Source organism: Streptomyces sp. NBC_01429, assembly GCF_036231945.1.
GTDB lineage: Bacteria > Actinomycetota > Actinomycetes > Streptomycetales > Streptomycetaceae > Streptomyces.
Genome location: NZ_CP109599.1, coordinates 5,942,083 through 5,959,423, shown reverse-complemented (window position 1 = coordinate 5,959,423; position 17,341 = coordinate 5,942,083). Strand labels below are relative to the sequence as shown.

Annotated in this window: 16 protein-coding genes and 1 riboswitch; of the genes, 4 read left to right on the top strand and 12 right to left on the bottom strand. The window is 71.2% G+C overall.

What is annotated here, in order from left to right; all coding sequences use genetic code 11:
• The first annotated feature begins 38 nt into the window (after positions 1-38).
• Complete coding sequence (locus OG627_RS26205) at positions 39-1,301, top strand: glycosyltransferase family 87 protein (protein WP_329069099.1); 1,263 nt, start codon at positions 39-41, stop codon at positions 1,299-1,301.
• On the opposite strand, the gene OG627_RS26200 is transcribed toward OG627_RS26205, so the two are convergent.
• The 5 genes from OG627_RS26200 to OG627_RS26180 all read right to left on the bottom strand — a co-directional run bounded on the left by OG627_RS26200 (position 1,258) and on the right by OG627_RS26180 (position 6,902).
• Positions 1,258-2,526, bottom strand: a complete 1,269-nt coding sequence (locus tag OG627_RS26200) for a hypothetical protein (protein WP_329069096.1) — start codon at positions 2,524-2,526, stop codon at positions 1,258-1,260. The genes OG627_RS26205 and OG627_RS26200 overlap by 44 nt on opposite strands.
• 47 nt (positions 2,527-2,573) lie before the next feature.
• Entirely contained in the window at positions 2,574-3,623 is a 1,050-nt protein-coding gene (locus OG627_RS26195; RefSeq protein ID WP_329069094.1) for a C40 family peptidase, read from the bottom strand.
• Positions 3,624-3,856: 233 nt separating this feature from the next.
• The gene (locus OG627_RS26190; protein ID WP_329069092.1) at positions 3,857-4,912 is read right to left on the bottom strand and encodes a C40 family peptidase; all 1,056 of its coding nucleotides are present in this window, start codon (positions 4,910-4,912) and stop codon (positions 3,857-3,859) included.
• A gap of 340 nt (positions 4,913-5,252) precedes the next feature.
• Positions 5,253-6,614: an NYN domain-containing protein gene (locus OG627_RS26185; RefSeq protein ID WP_329069091.1), complete on the bottom strand. Its 1,362-nt coding sequence runs from the start codon at positions 6,612-6,614 to the stop codon at positions 5,253-5,255.
• Positions 6,615-6,650: 36 nt separating this feature from the next.
• Positions 6,651-6,902, bottom strand: a complete 252-nt coding sequence (locus OG627_RS26180) for a hypothetical protein (protein ID WP_329069089.1) — start codon at positions 6,900-6,902, stop codon at positions 6,651-6,653.
• Positions 6,903-7,054: 152 nt separating this feature from the next.
• On the opposite strand from OG627_RS26180, the gene OG627_RS26175 reads away from it, so the two are divergent.
• Both OG627_RS26175 and OG627_RS26170 read left to right on the top strand, forming a co-directional pair.
• The gene (locus tag OG627_RS26175) at positions 7,055-7,765 is read left to right on the top strand and encodes a rhomboid family intramembrane serine protease (protein ID WP_329069087.1); all 711 of its coding nucleotides are present in this window, start codon (positions 7,055-7,057) and stop codon (positions 7,763-7,765) included.
• Positions 7,762-8,043: an Lrp/AsnC family transcriptional regulator gene (locus OG627_RS26170; RefSeq protein ID WP_329069085.1), complete on the top strand. Its 282-nt coding sequence runs from the start codon at positions 7,762-7,764 to the stop codon at positions 8,041-8,043. Before OG627_RS26175 ends, OG627_RS26170 begins: the two co-directional genes overlap by 4 nt.
• A gap of 30 nt (positions 8,044-8,073) precedes the next feature.
• On the opposite strand, the gene OG627_RS26165 is transcribed toward OG627_RS26170, so the two are convergent.
• From OG627_RS26165 to ctaE, 6 genes are all read right to left on the bottom strand, one after another.
• A complete protein-coding gene (locus OG627_RS26165) occupies positions 8,074-9,483 on the bottom strand; it encodes an aminotransferase class V-fold PLP-dependent enzyme (protein ID WP_329069083.1) in 1,410 nt (469 codons plus the stop codon).
• 204 nt (positions 9,484-9,687) lie between these two features.
• Positions 9,688-9,805, bottom strand: a riboswitch (SAM riboswitch).
• A 104-nt stretch (positions 9,806-9,909) separates the two neighbouring features.
• The gene (gene trpD, locus OG627_RS26160) at positions 9,910-10,974 is read right to left on the bottom strand and encodes an anthranilate phosphoribosyltransferase (RefSeq protein ID WP_329069082.1); all 1,065 of its coding nucleotides are present in this window, start codon (positions 10,972-10,974) and stop codon (positions 9,910-9,912) included.
• A 216-nt stretch (positions 10,975-11,190) separates the two neighbouring features.
• A complete protein-coding gene (qcrB, locus tag OG627_RS26155; RefSeq protein WP_329069080.1) occupies positions 11,191-12,825 on the bottom strand; it encodes a cytochrome bc1 complex cytochrome b subunit in 1,635 nt (544 codons plus the stop codon).
• Entirely contained in the window at positions 12,822-13,877 is a 1,056-nt protein-coding gene (gene qcrA / locus OG627_RS26150; protein ID WP_329069078.1) for a cytochrome bc1 complex Rieske iron-sulfur subunit, read from the bottom strand. Before qcrA ends, qcrB begins: the two co-directional genes overlap by 4 nt.
• On the bottom strand, positions 13,874-14,683 hold the full coding sequence (gene qcrC / locus OG627_RS26145) for a cytochrome bc1 complex diheme cytochrome c subunit (protein WP_329069077.1): 810 nt from the start codon (positions 14,681-14,683) through the stop codon (positions 13,874-13,876). Before qcrC ends, qcrA begins: the two co-directional genes overlap by 4 nt.
• A 72-nt stretch (positions 14,684-14,755) precedes the next feature.
• Positions 14,756-15,376 carry an aa3-type cytochrome oxidase subunit III gene (ctaE, locus tag OG627_RS26140; RefSeq protein ID WP_329069076.1) on the bottom strand — a complete coding sequence of 207 codons (621 nt, stop codon included), beginning with the start codon at positions 15,374-15,376 and terminating at the stop codon, positions 14,756-14,758.
• Between the two features lie 196 nt (positions 15,377-15,572).
• Here ctaE and OG627_RS26135 point away from each other — a divergent pair, with 196 nt between their 5' ends.
• Positions 15,573-15,974, top strand: a complete 402-nt coding sequence (locus OG627_RS26135) for a hypothetical protein (RefSeq protein ID WP_329069074.1) — start codon at positions 15,573-15,575, stop codon at positions 15,972-15,974.
• Between the two features lie 87 nt (positions 15,975-16,061).
• Here OG627_RS26135 and OG627_RS26130 read toward each other — a convergent pair whose 3' ends face one another.
• The gene (locus OG627_RS26130) at positions 16,062-17,309 is read right to left on the bottom strand and encodes a L,D-transpeptidase (protein WP_329069073.1); all 1,248 of its coding nucleotides are present in this window, start codon (positions 17,307-17,309) and stop codon (positions 16,062-16,064) included.
• Positions 17,310-17,341: the final 32 nt, after the last annotated feature.

Here is a 17,341-nt window from a genome sequence, read left to right as displayed (position 1 = left end):
CAGGCGCCGACCGGAGGACGACGCGGAGACAGGTGATCATGGCGGCCGGGCACAGCACACGCACCGCGGCCGGGGGCGCGATCGCGCTCTGGGCTCTGACCAGGGCCGCGCTGCTGCTCTGCGTCTTCAAGGTCGTGACCCTGCCGGGCCCCGATGTGACCAGCGACGTGTCGGTGATCTACCGGGGCTGGTACGAGGTGCTGCGCACCGGCACCTACCCGCTCTCCGACGTGACCTGGCAGTATCCGCCCGGCGCCGCGCTGGCGATCGTCTCCCCCGCAGCGCTGCCCTTCCTCGGCTACGCGTCCGCGTTCTTCGTGCTGGTGTGCCTGTGCGACGCGGTGGTCCTCGGGCTGCTGCTGCGCGCGGGCCGGGGCGAGGCGCGGTCGGTGCGGGGCGCGTGGGTGTGGGTCGTGGGGGTGCCGCTGCTCGGCACGACCTCGTACGCGCGGTACGACCTGATGGTGACGGCGGTCGCGGTGGGCGCGCTGCTCGCGGGCGCCGCGCGGCCGAGGCTGATGGGGGTGCTCGCCGGGTTCGGCGCGCTGCTGAAGGTGTGGCCGGTGCTGCTGCTGGCGGGCACCCCGCGCGGCCGGGCGACCCGGCGGTCGTGGACGGCCGCCGCGGTCACCGGGTTCGCGGTGACGGCGCTGTGCTGGGCGGCGCTGCCCGGCGCGCTGGAGTTCCTCACGTACCAGCGCGACCGGGGTACGGAGGTCGAGTCGCTGGGCGCGCTGGTCTTCCAGGTGGCGCGGCACTTCGGCTGGGAGGGCAGCGTGCTGTTCAGCTACGGCTCGGTGGAGTTCGCCGGCCCGTACGTCCCGCTGGTCAGCCGGGCGGCGCTGGCGCTGGCGGTGCTGGCCTTCGGCTGGCTGCTGGTGTGGCGGCTGCGGGCGCGCGACATGGCAGCGGCCACGGTGTACGACGCGGCGTTCGCCGCCGTGCTGCTGTTCACCGCCACGAGCCGGGTGATCAGCCCGCAGTATCTGCTCTGGCTGGTCGGCCTCGCGGCCGTCTGTCTGACGCTGCGGGGCAGCCGTATGGTGCTGCCCGCCGGGCTGGTGCTGGCCGCGACTGCGGTGACGCAGCTGGAGTTCCCGCTGATGTTCGACCGGGTGGTGGCGGGCGAACCGGTGGGGGTCGCGCTGCTGTTCACGCGCAACGGGCTGCTGGTCGCCGCTGCGCTGACCGCCTGCCGTGTCCTGTGGCGCGGGACGGTCCCCCGCCGGGAGCGGCCGGCGGACGGGGCGGGGCTGATCAGCCGAGCCGCTGCCGTACGAAAGCGCGCCAGCGCTCGGTGAGGGCCTCCTGCGTGGTGGCCAGGACATCGTGCGCCGCCGTCGCCACCGCGCCCTTGCGGTGGCCGTGCGCGCCCACCGCGCGGTAGAAGTCGGTCAGCTTCCGCTCGCCCCACCGCTCGGCGATCATCTCGCAGGCCAGCCAGCCGCTCTCGTACGCCCTGGCCAGCCGGTCGGCGTCACCGGCGAAGGCGAAGTCCGCGTCGGACGGCAGGGACTCGGGGGCCTCGCCCCGGCGGACGGCCCGCTGGAGTTCGGGGGCGATCTGCCCGGCGGAGCGGCCGGTGCCCCGGTAAGCGACGAGGTCGGCGAAGCCCTCGGAGAGCCAGACCGGGGTGGCGGCGGAGGTCGCGGCGCGGGTCGCGACATGGGTGGTCTCGTGGGTGAGGACGACGCGCTGTCCGAAGTCGCCCAGCGGCGCGTACGCCTCGGGGTTCACGATGACCCGGTCGGCGGGCGAGGCGCCCGAGCCGCCCGTCTCGCCGGTGGTGACCGCGGCGATGGACCGGTAGGCGTCGGCGGACTCGCCCAGCAGCGCCGCCATGTCCGCCAGCGAGCCCGGTACGAGCAGGACGACCCGGCGGGCCCAGCGGCCCGGCCAGGCGTCGTCGACGGCGGGTACGGCGAGATCGGCGGTGGCCGCGATCCGGCGCAGCAGACGCTCGTCCTGGCCGACGCCGAGGACCAGGCTGTGCTCGCCGCGTACGGCCCGTACCGCGCCCTGCTGCCAGAGCTGCCGGGCGCCGCCCGGGCCCGGCTCGTCCTCGGTGACGTACCAGTGGCCGTCGTGCTCGGTGAGCCGCATCGCGCGGGGCGTGGAGACCGGCGCGCTGTCGTAGCCGGTGATCCGGTAGCGCAGCTCGGCCCGTACGGTGGCGTGGTCGCCGGCGCGTTCGACGCTGGTGAGGCGGTACGCCCAGGAGCCGATGGGCGCCTCGGCGAGGTTCGCGAACTCCGCGCGCGCGGAGGCCCGCAGAGCGCTGGACGCCGGGTCGAGGACGGCGAGGTAGGCCGGTTCGTCGCGGTCGGCGAGAGCCGCGGCCCGGCGGTCGAGGACCCGCCCGATCCCGGCGGCGGCAGCGGTGGCGGTGGCGGTGCGGGGGTCCTTCGCCGGGGCGGCGCAGCCGGTGCCCGGCAGCAGCAGGAGGGCGAGCGCGGACAGGACGGCCCGGCGCCCGGCGCGCCGCCGCGACCGCGCCGCCGCGCTGTGTTCCCTCCGGCCCGCCATGCGGCTGATCGTACGGGCCGTCGCGCGGGGCCGGTCCCGACCGTCCCTCAGACGCGGGTGACCGACGAGACGGGCATCATGCCGACGGGGTCGTAGCGCACCGGGGCGCCGGGGTAGGGGGCGTGGATGACCTGCCCGTTGCCCACGTACATGGCGATGTGGCTGGCGTCGGCGCGGTACGCGACGAGGTCACCGGGGAGCGCCTGGGAGAGCGGGACCTGCCGGCCCGCGTACCGCTGGGCCTGGGAGGTGCGCGGCAGCCCGACGCCCGCCTGTGCGTACGACCACTGGGTCAGCCCCGAACAGTCGAAGCCGGAGGGCCCGTTGGCGCCCCACACGTAGGGCCGCCCCACCGCGTTCTGGGCGGCGCGCACGGCGGCGGCGGCCCGCGCCGAGGAGGCCGCGCCACCGGGGCCGCCGAAGAGCGGGCTCCCCATCGCGTCGCGGTCCGAGCGCGAGGAGCGCCCGTAGCCGGCACGCTCGGTGGTGGGCAGGGTGGCGAGCACCCGGCGCGCCTCGGCGAGCTTGCCCTCGACGGCGCGTTTGTGGCGGGCGACCGCGGCTCTGCTGCGCTCCAGCTCGGTGAGGTCGCGGGCGGCCTCGGACCGTACCCGCCCCAGCGTCCGCTGTGCCTGCTCCAGTTCGCGCAGGGCGCCGGACTGGCGCACGCCGACCCGTTCGAGGACGGCGGCCCGGTCGAGGTAGCTGTCGGGGTCGGAGGAGAGCAGCAGGGAGAGCGCCGGGTCCAGGCCGCCCGAGCGGTACTGGGCGAGGGCGAGCGAACCGAGCGCTCCGCGCATCTTGTTGACGGCTTCCTGGCCGCGCGCCGCGCGGTCCTGGGCCTGCTCCACGAGGCCGCGCAGCTTGCGGGCCCGCTCGTCCGCCGAGTTGTAGCGCTCGGTGGCCTTCTCGGCGTCGGCGAAGAGCTGGTCGACCGTGGCGCGGGTGACCTCGGGCCGCCGCTGCGGCTCGGCTCCCGCCGGGGAGGCGCCGAGCGTTGCCGCCGCCGTGGCCGCCGCTGCGGACACGACCGTGACGGCGCTGACGCGGGCACCGATGCCCGGTCCTGACTGTGTGGGACGGCGATGGGACACCACGGGAAGCCGAACTCCCTTCCGCTGTACGCGCTGAGTTGCCCCCTGCCGCCCGACGGGCGGACCGCTGGCCGGGGGCCGCGCGCAGCAGACAGTAGCCGGGCGACCACGGAGCGGCCAACGACCGCCCCGCGCACACAAAGTGGCGCCCCGTCGAAGACCACAAGGTCATCGGCGGGGCGCGACGTCAGCGAAAGGTTCGGGATTTCCCCCGAATGGGCGGTGTCGGCGGCGGGTCAGCCGATTCGTACGCCGAACTGGAAGGGCATGTTGCCGATGGCCTCGTAGCGCACGCTGGCACCGGGCTTGGGGGCGTGCAGCACCTGGCCGTTGCCCGCGTAGAAGCCGACGTGGTGCAGGTCGCCGTAGAAGATGACCAGGTCGCCCTGTTGCAGCTGGCTCATGCCGAGGCGCTGGCCGGCGTTGGCCTGGGCCTCGGAGGTGCGGGGTATGGAGACGCCGGCCTGGGCGTAGGCCCAGGAGGTCAGCCCGGAGCAGTCGAAGGAGCTGGGGCCGCTGGCGCCGTACACGTACGGGGTGCCGATCTTGCCCTGCGCGGCGGCGAAGGCGGCCGAGGCACGCTGCGAGGCGGGCACGGACTCGCCGAGGTCGGTGCGGGAGGAGTCGGCGCCGGAGCCGGCGCTGGAGGAGGAGCGGCTGGCGCGCTGCTCGTCCTCCTTGACGAGGGCGGCGCGCTCCTGCGCGGTGAGGGTGTTGAGCAGCTTCTGCGCGGCGGTGAGCTTGCTCTGGACCTCGTCCTTCTTCTTGCCGAGTTCCTTGCGGGTGTCGGCCAGGTCCGCGACCTTCGACTGGGCCTCCTTGCGCTCCTGCGCGAGGGACCGCTGCTTCGACTGGATCTGCTGGAGCGCCTGGGCCTGCTTGGCGCTCACCTGGTCGAGCGCGGAGGCCTGGTCCAGGTAGGAGTCCGGGTCGGAGGAGAGGAAGAGCTGCATGGCGGGGTCGATGCCGCCGGTGCGGTACTGGGCGCTGGCGATCGAACCGAGGCCGTCACGCAGCTCGTTCAGCTCTTCCTGGCCGCGCGCCACCTTGTCCTGGAGGGCGCTGACCTCCTTCTCCAGCTTCTCCTGCGACTCCTTGGCCCCGCTGTACTTCTCGGTGGCCTTCTCCGCGTCCTCGTAGAGCTTGTCGACCTTCTCCTTGACCTCCGACTTGCTGGGCGTCGGTGCGGCGTTGGCGGAGTTGGCGGTCAGCGCGACGGCGGCGGCGGCGGTCGCGGTGAGCACGGTCACCCGGGTGCGGCTCGGGGGCTTGGGACGACGGTGGGACGCCACGGAGGCGAGCTCCTTCTCCTCAGCCGCCTACCGGGCCAGTGGGGGACGTCGGCCCCGGCTCCACGCGTCCAGCACCTCGGGGAAAGGGGCGAACGGTGTGAAATCGGCGGTCCCTTCGCTGCCACCCCGGATGGGTGATCAACCGCGCGAAGGTTCGAGCCATGACCATAGTGACCTACTTGTGATCAGTTCAAATCCTTGCAAGAAAAAACTCGGTCGTGACGCATAGTTTTTACACATCCAGCCGCGCATCACACGCTCAGTCATGGACATTTGGCGGCGTGTCATCCCGATGAGCTACTAATTCGGTCATTTTCCGAAGGAGTTGCCCGGAACGGACCTAAGACCGCGAAAGCCGCCGGAGCAGCAGCGCGGAGGCGACGGGCCTGGCACCGGCCTTCGCCACCCCGTCCGCGACCTCGCGGTCGGTGGAGACCACCACCACGGGCCGGCCGGGCGGCTCCGCCCTGACGAGCTGGCGGATCAGCTCGTCCGCCGTCACCCCCGGCTTGGAGAACAGCACGCGCACCCCGCGCGGCGGCGCGAGCAGTACCGGCGCGGCCAGCTCGGCGCCGTCGAACACACAGGTCATCTCGGCGCCCGTCTGCGCCGCCAGCATGGCGAGCCCGCCGAGCAGCCGCAGCCGCTGCTTCTCCAGCGGCATCGTCGGATAGCCGGTCTTGGTGACGTTGTAGCCGTCCACGATCAGATGCGCCTGCGGCAGCGCCAACAGCTGGTCGAGCAGCGCCGGATCGGTCTCGGAGAGCGCCCGCGCCGCCACGTCCTTGGGCGACATCCGGCCCGGCTCCACCGCGTCGACCGTGTCGGCGGGACGGCTGGTGGCGGGCGGCAGCGCCAGCTCGCGCCGCAGCCCCTGCGCCGACTCCAGCACCGTGTCCAGCAGCAGCCGCAGCCGCATGTCCTCGACCGAGCGGCCCTCACGGGCGGCCCTGCGGCTCGCCTCCACCGTCGCCTCGGCCTCGGCCAGCCGCGCCCTGATCCGGCGCGTCTCGCTCTCGGCCGCCGACACCTGGACGGCGCTCTCCGCCCGCAGCGCCTCCGCCTCCGCGTTCGTACGGCGCAGGGCGGCCTCGCCGCGCTTCACATCGCTCTGGGCACTGCGCAGCTTGCGGTGGAGCGCGTCGGTCTCCTTGCGGGCCGCCTCCAGCTCCGTACGCAGCCGCTCGGTGTCGTTCCTCGTCTGCGTCCTGGCGACGGCCAGCTCCTCGCGCAGCCGCTCCAGCTCCCGCCGGGTCTCCTCGTCGGCCCGCTCGGCGTCCGCCCGCTGGGCCTCCTCGCCCGCCGCGGCCACCAACTTCACCCATCCGGGTGGTCTGAGCACATACGCGGCGGCGGCCACGTCCACGGGGTCGGCGGCGGCGGGCGGCGAACCCGCCTCCAGGGCGGCGGCCAGCTCGGGCTGGGACTGGCCGAGCCGGTCCCCGATCCGCTGCCGGAACAGCGGATCGGCCTCCAGCGCGGCGGCCATCGCGTTGCCCGCGAATTTCGCACGCCTGTTCGGAGTGAAGCGCGCGTACTGCCGCAGCTGCGCGGGCAGCTCCGTGACGGTCAGACCGCCGAAGGCGTCCGAAACGAGCGCCACGACCCGGCGCCGTACCCCGTCGGGAAGCGGGCGGTCGAGCGCCTCCGCGGTGTCACCGGCCGCACCGGCCGGCTCAGCACCGCTCGCGGGCTGCTCCACGATCCGTCACCCCACTACCCCTTTCGGGCGGCTCCCTCAGGAACCGGCGCCCGGCCTGTCCACCAGTTCGATCTGATCCACCGCGTTGCACCAACGGCAGCGCACCGACTCGATGGTCTCACTGACCACCTCGCGCTCCTCGACCGTAGGCTCCCCCGCCAGGTCCAGATGGACGTACTCGACGGCCTTCGACGACCGGGTCACGTCGAAACGGGTGAGATTCCCGCACAACGTGCAGCGCCACCGGGTGGTGGCCGTCGGCTGCGGAACCGTCGGAAGGGTTGCCATCGCGTCGTCCTCTTTTCGTCGTCCCTCGTGCGGTGCCCCGCGGCGCGCCGTCGAACCGCGGATCACACCCGGCAACCCTACGGCCTCGCGGGCACCACGCGGGGCGGCGAGGCACTCTGTACCGAAGGGTCCCGGTACGGCATGCTCTGTCGGTGATCACATGGCGGAGGGCGGCCGGCGTACCCGTGGTGACCTACGGGCTGATCGGCCTCTGCTGTCTGGCCTTCCTGATCGGCCCGGTGTCCGGCACGGGCCCCGGCTACGGCAGCGGCGACGCGCTCCTCGCCGCGCAGAGCGCGTATTTCGAACGGTGGGGAGTGATCCCCGCCGAGCTGCTGCACGGCTCCCCGCGCGCCCTGCTCACCCCGCTCACCGCGCTGTTCGTGCACGGCGGCTGGCTGCATCTGCTCGGCAACATGCTCTTCCTGCATGTCTTCGGGGCGATGACGGAGGAGCGGATGGGCCGGATCCGGTTCCTGCTCTTCTACCTCGCCGTCGGCTACCTCGCGCTGTTCGCCTACGCGGCGGCCAACGCCGACTCGCGGCAGACCCTGGTGGGGGCCTCCGGAGCGATCTCCGGAGTGCTCGGGGCCTTCCTGTACCTCTTCCCCAGGGCCCGCGTCACCAGCCTCTTCCCGTTCCTGCTCTTCCTGCCGCTGCGCTTTCCCGCCTGGATCGTGCTGATCTTCTGGTTCGCCCTCCAGTGGCTGGCCGCCCGGGACGCCGGAGAGGGGCCGGGGGTCGCCTATCTCGCCCACGTGGCCGGGTTCGGCGCGGGCTTCCTGTACGCCTGGGGGTGCTACTGGCGTACCGATAGAGTGGGCGCACAGACCGGGGCCACCGAGGGAGAACGCCAACCGTGATCACCGCGATCGTGCTCATCAAGACCAGCGTCGACCGGATCCCCGAGATCGCCGAGGCGATCGCCGCCCTGGAGAGCGTCAGCGAGGTCTTCTCGGTGACGGGTACGTACGACCTGATCGCCATGGTGCGCGTACCGAAGCACGACGATCTCGCCGATGTCATCCCCGGCCGGATCAGCAAGATCCCCGGCGTCGAGGCCACCGACACCCACGTGGCGTTCCGCACGTACTCCCAGCACGACCTGGAGGCGGCCTTCGCGATCGGACTCGACGCGTAGGACCGCCTCCGGCAGGGTCTCCGAGGGGGGTTACGCGGCGGCCGCGCCCCGGTCCGGCACGCAACGGCCGTCCTCCGTGCGGTAGTTCCAGCGCGCGCCGTCGCTGACCAGCTCGCGCACCGCCCGTACGAACCGCTCCACGTGCTCGTCCGGCGTCCCCGCCCCGAAGCTCACCCTGATCGCGTTGAGCGAGCGCGCGCCCGGCTCGGCCTCCGGCGCGCCGCACTCCCCCTGCTCCTGCGGGTCGCCGTCGAGCAGCGTCCGGACCAGCGGGTGGGCGCAGAACAGGCCGTCGCGCACCCCGATGCCGTACTCCGCGGAGAGCGCGGCGGCGAAGTGCGAGCTGTTCCACCCCTCGACCACGAACGACAGCACGCCGACCCGCGGCGCGTCGTCCCCGAACAGCGAGAGCACCTTCACCTCGGGCACCTCGGCCAGCCCCGCGCGCAGCCGGGCGACGAGGCGCTGCTCGCGGGCGGCCAGCGCGTCGAATCCGGCCTCCTCCAGCGCCTTGCAGGCCGAGGCGATCGCGTACACCCCGATGACGTTGGGCGAGCCGGCCTCGTGGCGGGCCGCCGTGGCGTGCCACTCGACCTCCACGCCGCCGTCGGCGCGGCGCGCCACCTTGCGGCTGGCGCCGCCGCCCGCGAGGTACGGCTCGGCGTCCTGGAGCCAGTCGGCCCGGCCGGCGAGCACCCCGGAGCCGAACGGCGCGTACAGCTTGTGCCCGGAGAAGGCGATCCAGTCCACGTCCAGCTCGGCGATGTCCACGGCGTGGTGCGGTACGAGCTGCGCGGCGTCGAGCACGATCCGGGCGCCGTGCCGGTGCGCGGCGGCGGCCAGCTCCCGCACGGGCCACAGCTCACCCGTCACATTGGACGCGCCCGTGACACAGACCAGCGCCGGTCCCCGGGAGTCGCGCGAGGCGAGCGCGCGCTCCAGGGTGGCGACGGCGGCGGCCGGGGTGCGGGGGGCGTCCAGGTAGCTCACCCGGGCGTCCCGCCAGGGCAGCAGCGAGGCGTGGTGCTCCGTCTCGAAGACGAACACCTCGCACTCCTCGGGAAGGGCCGCCGCCAGCAGGTTCAGCGAATCCGTGGTCGAGCGGGTGAAGACCACCTGGTCGTCCGGGCGGCAGCCGAGGAAGTCGGCGACCGTGCGGCGGCTGTTCTCGAAGAGGTCCGTGGACAGCTGCGAGAGGTAACCGGCGCCCCGGTGGACACTGCCGTAGTACGGGGCGTACGCGGCGACGTCGTCCCACACCCGCTGGAGCGCCGGGGCGCTCGCCGCGTAGTCCAGGGCGGCGTAGCCGACCTCGCCGCCGGTGACGAGCGGCACGGTCACGTCCCGTCCGAGCACCGGCAGCGGCGCGCCACAGGCGGGGTCGTCGGAGGGCTGGGCGGTCTGCGTGGCGGTGGCGGTGGCGTTCGGGTATGCGGACATGGCGGTATCTCCCGGCAGGACAAGGCGGAAAGGCGGCTTCAAGGACCCGCGGGCACGGCGAAAGCCGTGACGATCACGCGGGGAATGCCTCGACACACGGAGAACACCGTGCGGAGGATGTTGAAGAGGGGGCGTAGAAGCCCTAACGCATTCGCTTGCTCACGAGACTGCTCCCTTGAGGACCAGGACCCCAAAGGTGCGAGGGGTCCGCGCTTGCCGCAGACCTCGCTGCCTACGGCCTGGTCTTCACCCGGGGCACCCCGCCACGGACGGAGGGTTGCCGGACAGCGAGCCGGGGCCTAAATCGCTGTCACTCATGACCTTGGCCGAAAGTATGGCACAGCGTGCCGCACCGCCCAACAGATGTCCGCGATACGGGACGGGGCGGGTGCCGACCGGCACCCGCCCCGTCCCACCCGCTCGCCGTCAGGCGTTGCTCGCCTCGACCCAGCGCGCCAGCGAACGCCCCGCCGCGCCCGAGTCGATCGACTCCGCAGCCCGCGCGATCCCCGCCGCCAGCTGAAGCTCCAGCGGGTCGTCCGTCGGGTCCAGCGCCACCAGCGCCGCCGCCGAGTTGAGCAGGACGGCGTCCCGTACGGGACCGGTCTCGCCGGCCAGCAGTCTGCGGGCCACGTCCGCGTTGTACGAGGCGTCCGCGCCGCGCAGCGCCTCGACCGGCACCAGGGACAGGCCGACGTCGCGCGGGTCGAAGGGCTGCTCGGTGACGCTTCCGTCCCGGACGACCCAGATCCGGGAGGTCGCGGTGGTGGTCAGCTCGTCGAGCCCGTCGTCGCCCCGGAAGACCAGCGCGGACGAACCGCGCTCGGCGAGCACGCCCGCCATGATGGGCGCCATCCGGGCGTCGGCGACACCGGTCGCCTGGGCCCGTACCTTCGCGGGGTTGGTGAGCGGCCCCAGGAAGTTGAAGACCGTGCGGATCCCCAGCTCGCCGCGCGCGGCGGCCACCTGACGCAGCGCGGGGTGGAACTTCACCGCGAAGCAGAAGGTGATGCCCGCCTCCTCCGCGACCTGGGCGACCCGCTCCGGGGACAGCTCCAGATTGACGCCGAGCTTCCCCAGCACGTCGGAGGCGCCGCTCGCCGAGGACGCGGCCCGGCTGCCGTGCTTGACGACCTTGGCACCGGTGCCGGCGACCACGATCGAGGACATGGTGGAGATGTTGACGGTCTTGGCGCCGTCGCCGCCGGTGCCGACGATGTCGACGGTCCTGCCGGGCACCTCGATGACCCTGGCGTGCTCGTACATCGCCCGGACGAGGCCGCTGATCTCCTCGACGGTCTCGCCCTTGGCCCGCAGTGCCACCGCGAATCCGGCGATCTGCGCGTCGGTGGCCGCGCCGCTCATGATCCGGTCCATCGCCCAGGCGGTGGCGTCGGCGCTCTGGTCGGTGCCGTTGAGCAGCGTGTCCAGGACGACCGGCCAGGTGCGGGCCGACACGGTGTCGCCTCCGACGGGGGTAACAGCGCTCATCGCTCGCTCCTGGGGTCCGGGACGGGTACGCGGACCCCCTGGGGGTCCGGTAGCAGCCTATCGGCGTACGCCCTGCCCGGCGGACGACCGACCGCACTGCGGACAGGCCGCGTGCCGGACGGGGACCGGGAACGCCGAGGGCCCCGGCCGGCCCCCCTCGCGGGGAGACCGGGCCGGGGCCCTCGGTGGTGGCGACCTCGGTGAGGCCGGGTGGGATCAGTGGTGGCCGTGGCCGCTCTGGATCTCCTTGTACTCCTCCGCCGTGGGCTTCGGCAGCTGGTTTCCCTCGCCGTAGTAGCCCTTGCTCAGCTTGACCCTGAGCTTCTCGACGGGCGACACCTTGCGCTCCACACCGTTCTCGTCGACCGTCGGGCCGATCTCGGCGGGCGTGTACTGCTCGTGCGCGGTGAGCTTGTGCAGCGCCGCCGGGTCGAGCGGTGCGTGGACCTCGATGAACTCACCGTGCGGCAGCCGCTTGATGACACCGGACTCGCGTCCGTGCAGGACCTTCTCCGCGTCGCGCCGCTGCAGACCGATACAGATCCGCTTGGTGATGATGAAGGCGACGACCGGCGCCACGAAGAACGCGACGCGGACGAACCAGGTGATCGTGTTGATCGACAGGTGGAAGTGGGTCGCCCAGATGTCGTTCCCGCCGCCGATCAGCAGGACGAAGTACCAGGTCAGCCACGCCACACCGAACGCGGTACGGGTCGGCACGTTGCGCGGGCGGTCCAGGATGTGGTGCTCGCGCTTGTCCCCGGTGACCCAGGACTCGATGAACGGATAGACCGCGATCGCGACCAGGACCAACGGGAAGATCATCAGCGGAACGAAGACACCCAGCACGAGGGTATGTCCCCAGGCGTTGATCTCCCAGCCGGGCATCACACGGACGAGCCCCTCGGAGAAGCCCATGTACCAGTCGGGCTGGGCGCCGGTGGACACCTGGTCGGGCCGGTAGGGGCCGAGCGCCCAGATCGGGTTGATCGTGGCGATCGCGGCGACCAGCGTGATCAGGCCGAAGACCAGGAAGAAGAATCCACCGGCCTTCGCCATGTAGATCGGCAGCAGCGGCATGCCCACGACGTTGTTGTTCGTCCGGCCGGGGCCCGCGAACTGGGTGTGCTTGTGGTAGAAGACCAGGATCAGGTGGGCCACGACCAGCCCGAGCATGATGCCGGGCAGCAGCAGGATGTGGACCGAGTAGAACCGGGCCACGAAGTCGCCGCCGGGGAACTCGCCGCCGAACAGGAACATCGAGATGTACGTGCCGACGATCGGTACGGACAGGATCGCGCCCTGGGTGAAGCGCACACCCGTACCCGATAGCAGGTCGTCGGGGAGCGAGTAACCGGTGAACCCGGTGAACATGCCCAGCACGAACAACAGGAAGCCGAACAGCCAGTTGATCTCGCGCGGCTTGCGGAACGCGCCCGTGAAGAAGACGCGCATCATGTGGACCATCATCGCCGCGAGGAAGATCAGCGCGGCCCAGTGGTGGATCTGCCGGATCAGCAGACCACCGCGGATGTCGAAGCTGATGTCCAGCGTCGAGGCGTACGCCTCGGACATCAGCACGCCCTGGAGCGGGACGTAACTGCCGTGGTACTCCACCTCGTTCATCGACGGGTGGAAGAACAGCGTCAGATACACACCCGTGAGGATGATGATGATGAAGCTGTAGAGGCAGATCTCCCCGAGCATGAAGGACCAGTGGTCCGGGAAGATCTTCCGCATGTTGGCCTTGGCGAGGGAGTAGATCCCCAGCCGGCCGTCCGCCCAGTCGGCGACCCGCTCACCGGCGGGCGCCTTGCGGCTTTTCTCGTCTGTAGCGGTCGTGGTACTCATCCGCGCTCCCAGAAGGCAGGGCCGACGGGCTCGTCGAAGTCGCCGAGCGCCTCAAGGTTCCCGTCCGCGTTCACGCCGATCCGCAGCTGCGGAAGCGGGTGACCGGCCGGGCCGAAGATGACGCGGGCGCCGTCGGAGAGATCGAAGGTGGACTGGTGGCACGGGCAGAGCGCGTGGTGCGTCTGCTGCTCGTACAGGCTGATCGGGCAGCCGACGTGGGTGCAGATCTTCGAGAAGGCCACGATCCCCTGGTGGGACCATTCCAGCTCGCGCTTGTCCTTGATCTCGTCCGGCTGGATCCGGATGATCATCAGGGCTGCCTTGGCGATCTCGCTCTGGAAGTTCTCGTCGTGCTCCGAGAGCCCCTCGGGCATGGCGAAGGTCAGCGACCCCACCACGACGTCCTCGGGACGCAGCGGCTCATGCGTGTTCATGTTGATGAGCTGCTTGCCCCTGGCCCACAGCGTGGACCTGAGCTTCTTCTCGGGCAGCGGCCCCAGGTCGCGCAGGAGCACCACACCGGAGAGCGGCACCAGCGCGAGCGCGCCGAACATCGTGTTGCGGATCAGCTTGCGCCGGCCGAAGCCGGACTCGGCCGCGCCCGCCGCGAAGTCCGCGAGGACCTTCTGCTTGACCTCCGGCGGCGCCTCGATCGGGTGACGGTCGTCCGCCACCTCGACGTCCGACATCAGCGTACGGGCCCAGTGGACCGCGCCCGCGCCGATGCAGAACAGCGCGACGGCCAGCGTCACACCCAGCGAGAGGTGCAGGATGCTGACGTGGCCGAGCGGGAAGACGAAGACGCTCTTGTCGACCGGGAACGCCACGAACGAGGCGATGAACGCCACCGTCGCGAGCATCGACAGCACGAACAGGAGCGCGACCAGGCGCTCGGACCGCTTGGCCGCCCGCTCGTCGATGTCCTGTATGCGCGGCTGGTGCGCCGGCAGGCCCGGGTCGGCGAACGGGTCGTCCGCGGTCACCACCGCGCCGTGCGCGGCATCCTGCTCGCTCGGCAGGTTCTCTTGTGAGATCTCTTCTTGGCTACTCATGACTTCTTGGCCTTAGCGGTGTGGGCAGCGACCCAGACGGCAGCCGCGATCAGAACACCGAGACCGAAGATCCAGGCGAACAGCCCCTCACTGACGGGGCCGAGGCCGCCCAGTTCGAGACCGCCAGGGCTCTCGGTATCGTCCCCGTTCACCGCCTTGACGTAGGCGATGATGTCCTTCTTCTGCTGCTCCGGCATCGTCGTGTCGGGGAAGGAAGGCATGTTCTGCGGGCCGGTCTGCATGGCCTCGTAGATGTGCTTGGGATCCACGCCCTCAAGGCTCGGTGCGGTCTTGCCGTGAGTCAGCGCGCCACCCTTGCCGGTGAAGTTGTGGCACTGGGCACAGTTGGTGCGGAACAGCTCGCCGCCGGAGGCGACGCTCGCGTCGGAGGCGCTGTACTGCTCCTTGGTCGGCGTGATCGGACCGGCTCCGAGGGACGCCACGTACGCGGCGAGCTGGTCGATCTGCTTCTGGGTGTAGATGACCTTCTTCTTGGGCATCTGCGGGCCGGGCTGCTGGGCCGGCATCCGGCCCGTTCCGACCTGGAAGTCCACGGCGGCGGAGCCGACGCCGACCAGGCTCGGCCCGTCGGAGGTTCCCTGACCACCGGTGCCGTGGCAGCTGGCACAGCCGACGGAGTAGAGCTTCTTGCCCTCGTCGATGGCGAGGGACTGGGAAGTTTCGTCGGCCTGCGCCTTGCCCGCGGGCGCGAACGCGGTGTACAGCCCCCCGGTGGCCGCCAGCGCGAAGAGTAGGACGACGACCGCCGCCAGCGGATGGCGTCGTCGTGCGGAGAGCTTTTTCACGGATTACCCCGGTGTCAGGATCTTCTGCGTCGGTGCTTCTGGACTGTGTGCGCGTCGGGCGCGTTGCCCGGGCTACTTGATCAAGTAGATCGTGGCGAAGAGGCCGATCCAGACGACATCGACGAAGTGCCAGTAATAGGACACGACGATGGCTGCGGTTGCCTGCTCGTGGGTGAACCTCTTGGCCGCGTACGTCCTGCCCAGGACGAACAGGAACGCGATCAGACCCCCCGTCACGTGCAGACCGTGGAAGCCGGTGGTCAGGTAGAACACCGAGCCGTACGGGTCGGAGGAGAGCGAGATGCCGTCCTTCTTGACCAGTTCGGAGTACTCGTAGACCTGACCGCCGATGAAGATCGCACCCATCACGAACGTGACCACGAACCAGGTTCGGAGCTTCTTCACGTCACCCCGCTCCGCGGCGAAGACGCCGAGCTGGCAGGTGACGGAGGAGAGCACGAGGATGGTGGTGTTCGTCGCCGAGAACGGGACGTTCAGGGCATGAGCCATTTCCTTCCAGTGCTCTGCGCCCATCACCGACCGCAGGGTGAAGTACATCGCGAAGAGGGCCGCGAAGAACATCAGCTCGGAACTCAGCCAAATGATGGTTCCGACGCTGGTGAGGTTCGGCCGATTGACCGACGGGTGCGCGTGCCCGGTTTCTACTGTCGTTGCTGTCGCCACGACCGACATTATGTCGGTCGCTTATCCCGCGCTGACTCCCGGGGTGCCATTCGGTGTGTCCATGGGGTGTGCGCAGCTCTAACGGCCCAGTGAACGGACGTTCTTACCCGTGCTGACACGGTGTCCGACGGAGTACGATCCGCGCATCGGTCCAGGGCCTGTGGAGCCCTGGAGCCCTCGCAGACACTGATGTCACGGAGGAACAATGCAGCCGACCGCCACGGTGCTGGTCTACAGCGACGACGCGAACATCCGCGAGCAGGTCCGGCTGGCGGCGGGCCGCCGGCCGGCCGCCGACGTACCGCGGGTCGAGTTCCTCGAATGCGCGACGCTGCCGGCCGTCCTGAAGCGACTGGACGAGGGCGGTGTCGATGTCTGTGTGCTGGACGGCGAGACGGCCCCGGCGGGCGGTATGGGCGTCTGCCGCCAGATCAAGGACGAGATCTTCAACTGCCCGCCGGTGCTGCTGCTGATCGGCCGCCCGCAGGACGCCTGGCTGGCCACCTGGAGCCGCGCGGACGCCGCGGTGACGCTGCCGGTCGAGCCGGTGGGCTTCGCGGACGCCCTGGCCGGGCTGTTGCGCGGCAGGCTGGCAGGGGCCGCCTGAGAGGCCGCCGCGGGCGGGCGGGGCCGTTGGTGGCCCCCGCCCGCCCGCGGCAGCCCGCGGGCCGTGTCCGCCGGGCTCCTGCGGACGTCAGACCTGGGGGCGCAGCCGGGCCGCGTCGGCGGGGCTGCTGCCGTCCCTGACCCCGGCCTGGACGACGCTGCCCTTGCGCCAGTCCTTCCAGTCCAGGTTCCAGTCGCCGAAGCCGTTGCCGAAGTCCTCCATGTAGTCACCGGCGCTGTTGATGACCTGGACGATGTCGCCCTCTTCGACGATCTCGTAGAACCAGGCCGCGTTGGCGGTGGACATCCCGGTGCAGCCGTGGCTGACGTTCGCCGCCCCCTGCTGCCCCACGGACCACGGCGCCGCGTGCACATACTCACCGCTCCAGGTCACCCGGGTGGCCCAGTAGACCGGCAGGTCGTACCCCTCGCTGCCGCCGATGCCGACGCTGGAGCCGCGCATCCGTACGAAGCTCTCCTTGCCCAGCACGACCTTGATGCCGTTGCGGGTGGAGAATCCGGGCTTGCCGGTGGTCACCGGGATGGTGTTGACCCATTCGCCGTTGCGGTACACCGTCATCGTGTGCGCCGAGGCGTCGACGATGGCCTCCAGCTTGTTGCCGATCTTCAGGGTGAGCGGCTTGACGGGGCCCCCGTACAGCTTGTCGCTGACCTTCACTCCTTCGAGGCTGCTGGAGGCGGTGACGGTGCTGTTCGCGGGCCAGTACTCCTTGGGCCGGTAGTGCAGCTCCGTGTCGTCCACCCAGTGCCAGGTGCCCTCTTCGGCGCCCGGTGCGCGGATCTTGAGGGAGCGTTCGACGACGTCCCGGGCCGCCTTGGCCTTGATGGGCTCGCTGAGGGTGGCGGTGATGGGCTGTCCGACCCCGTAGGAGCCCTCCTCGGGGCCGAACTCGACCGTCAGTTTCTTCTTGGCGGCGGCGGTGTCGAAGGTGAGGGTGCGGTTGCCGGGGGCGCCGTCGTTGTTCTCGGTGGAGACCCTGACCGTGTAGCGGGCGCCGGCCGCCAGCGGGGCCGTGGAGTGCCAGCGCATGCCGTCGGCGGTGAGTTCGCCCGCCAGGTAGTGGCCGCCGGTGTCGACGGCGGTGACGTCAGTGATCCGGCTGTCGCGGTTCTTGGCGGTGATCTCCAGGGGCTTGTCCGGGTTGGCCTTGACGCTGCCCCCGGGCGCGCTGAAGGCGACCTGCCCGGTGGCGTTGTAGGGCTTGGTGGCGAGGGGGTGGGGGTCGTTGCTGCTGCCGCACGCGGTCGCGCCAGCCCCGAGGGACACGACCAGGGTGCAGCTGAGGACGGTGCGCAAACGCGGCGTGTGGGTCATGGATCACACGGTATGAAGATTCCGTGAGGACA